The following is a 2811-nucleotide window of genomic DNA, read 5'->3' on the forward strand; positions in this document are numbered from 1 at the left end:
CTGTAAACGCTATTATAAAAGTTGACCAGTTTCATCCATTTCGCTAGTGAAAAAGTTTACCACCTTGAGTTAAGTCCTTTATGATTTTTAGTGTATGAAAAAATCATGAAGGGAGAAAGGTGATGATAGTCGAAATGGATCTCTACTACCAAATCCGCAGCCGCTATAACGACGGCGAATCCATACGGTCCATTGCCAGAAAGCTGGGTATATCCCGGCAGACCGTTAAAAAGTATTGCAGAGGCGATACGCATCCTGATGAACGGAAACCATATCATCGGGACTCTGAGGTGGTTACTCAGGAAGTGATTGATTTTGCCCGTGCCTGTCTTGAAGAAGATAAGAAAGAAAATCTCTCAAAACAATGGCACACTGCCAAGCGCATTTATGACCGTCTTGTTTTCGAAAAGGGCTTCAGAGGTGCTGAATCAACAATCAGAAAACTGGTTAAAACGCTCAGAGCAGAAATGGACATCTCGCCACAGGCTGACATTCCACTTGAGTACGACCCTGGTGATGCCGGCCAGATTGACTGGGGCGAAGCCACTGCATACATTAACGGGCAGAAAACCAAAGTCCAGTTCTTCTGTGGAAGACTCTGTAACAGCTGTGCTATCTTTGTTCAGGCTTACTACTCACAGAACACGGAATCATTTCTCGAAGCCCAACAAAAGATGTTTGATTTCTTTGGCGGTGTTCCTTTAAGGCTTATCTTCGATAATGCCAAGGTTGCTGTTAAAGAAGGCTTCGGAAAGCATGCCAAAGCAACTGATGGATACAAAGCATTTGCTGCCCATTATGCCTTTAAAACTGAATTCTGTAACATAGCAAGTGGAAACGAAAAAGGACTTGTTGAAAACCTGGTTGGTTTCGCAAGAAAGAACTTTATGGTGCCAGTGCCAAGAGTAAAGAGCATCGACGAATTAAACGCCCAGCTCCTTGCCTCCTGTACTGACTATATGAACACCCATAAGGTTACCACTAAATCAGTTTCAGTTAAAGAGGCTTATGAAGTTGAAAGGTACTATCTCCATTCCGTTCCTACTTACAGGTTTGATACCAGCAAGACTGAGACTCCTTCTGTTGGTGATTACTCAACAGTAAGATTTGATAAGAACAACTACTCAGTACCTGTTAAATATCTTAGGAAGGATGTTACTGTAAAAGGCTATGCCAATACAGTGCATATCTATCACAAAGGCGTTCTCATAGCAACTCATGACCGCGCCTATGGAAAGAACAAAACTGAATATCATCTTGAGCATTACATTGATCTTCTGGAACGTAAGCCAAGGGCTGTGTTCCAGGCTAAACCTGTAAGAGCAACTGTTGACAAGGAACTCCTTGACTGGGGCAAGATGCTTCCCGGTGGTAACAAGGAGATGGTCAAGCTCCTTAGGCTCTGCGTTGATCATGGCGTCGATAAGGTACTCGATATCAAGCGCAGTCTCCCGCCAGGTATTGTACCTACGGTAGATATAGTCCGTAGCCAACTGCGGGAAACACCAGAGTCCAACATCATACATTTCAAGCGTGATGTCAACGTAATCTCTACAGACCTGTCAACTTATGACAAGAAATGCGGGGTAATGCCAAGATGAATGAAGTTAATAAACAAACAATAGAACTATATGCTAAACAACTACGTGTACCAAGCTTTAACAGGTACCCAGATGTCATAAAACAACTCAATAAGGATCAGGGCTATGATGACTTCCTTGTCGCTCTTATGAAGCAGGAACTCGAAGCCCGCACGGAAAGTAACAGACAACGAAAAATCAAATCTGCAAACTTTCCATACCTGAAGACCATTGATGAACTGGACTTCAGCAGATTTGAACATCTCACAGAAGCATTTATAAATGAACTGGCTTCATGCGATTTTGTTGATAACCGCCAGAACATAGTAATGATAGGCAATCCTGGCACCGGAAAGACACATCTTTCAATAGCTCTTGGTATAAAAGCATGTATGCAGGGAATGAACGTCAAGTTCTTTACTGCAGCCAACTTATCCAATGAACTCATAGAAGCTCAAGATAATCACAAGCTTATCCGTCTTGAGAAGCAGATATCAAAAGCAGATCTCCTTATAATCGACGAGCTCAGCTATCTGACATTCAACAGACATCAGTCAGAATTACTGTTCAAGGTAATAGCTGACAGAGCTGAAAGAAAAAGCATCATAGTATCAACAAATTTAAGCTTTTCAGAGTGGACCACCATGTTTGAGAATACAACAATGGTAACAGCTCTGATTGACCGACTTACCTTCAGATCTCATGTGCTCAACATGAACTCAGAGCATCCTTATCGTGCCGAACATGCCGCTAAGGTTACCGCCTCAAAGAGAGGAGGTAAGAAATATGCAGAAAGTTAAGAAAGCTTCCTACAACCAGCTAAAGGAAGTGCTCGAGGAAATGTATGATCACATACATAGCCAGGATCAGGATATCAAGTATCTTTCCAATGAGAATCAATACTTGAGCGATTATATCAAATGGAAGGGGCTTACAGAGGATTTTGAATACTTCAAAGCTCATGCCCATAAGGTTCGTCTTGATGAGGACCTGCCATTCGAAAACTATGTATTATAACTAAAGTAACTCGGGGAATGCTGCTATTGCGGTGTTCCCCATAACAAGAAACTTGGTGGTAAACTTTTTCGGTAGCGTTAGTGGTAAACTTTTTCAGTATCGCTACTGGTAAACTTATTCACCAGCGAAAAATGGTCAAATGGTAAAGTTTTTCGCTAGCGAAGTGGTAAACTAATTCGGTAGCGAGTGGTAAACTTTTTCATTGACGTTTACA

Annotated in this window: 3 protein-coding genes; all 3 read left to right on the forward strand. The window is 42.0% G+C overall.

Features of this window, described 5'->3' with window-relative positions:
• Positions 1-122: 122 nt before the first annotated feature.
• Genes istA through BLP87_RS15645 form a run of 3 tightly spaced genes read left to right on the forward strand, consistent with a single transcriptional unit; the run spans position 123 to position 2597 of the window.
• Positions 123-1601 (forward strand): IS21 family transposase, encoded by a 1479-nt coding sequence (istA, locus tag BLP87_RS15635; RefSeq protein ID WP_074463493.1) that lies wholly within the window; start codon positions 123-125, stop codon positions 1599-1601.
• Entirely contained in the window at positions 1598-2380 is a 783-nt protein-coding gene (gene istB, locus BLP87_RS15640; RefSeq protein ID WP_022750616.1) for an IS21-like element helper ATPase IstB, read from the forward strand. Before istA ends, istB begins: the two co-directional genes overlap by 4 nt.
• A complete protein-coding gene (locus BLP87_RS15645; protein ID WP_074463494.1) occupies positions 2367-2597 on the forward strand; it encodes a hypothetical protein in 231 nt (76 codons plus the stop codon). The genes istB and BLP87_RS15645 overlap by 14 nt, the downstream gene beginning before the upstream one ends.
• Positions 2598-2811 lie beyond the last annotated feature (214 nt).

This window comes from Butyrivibrio hungatei, assembly GCF_900101605.1.
GTDB classification, from domain to species: Bacteria; Bacillota; Clostridia; order Lachnospirales; family Lachnospiraceae; genus Butyrivibrio; species Butyrivibrio hungatei_B.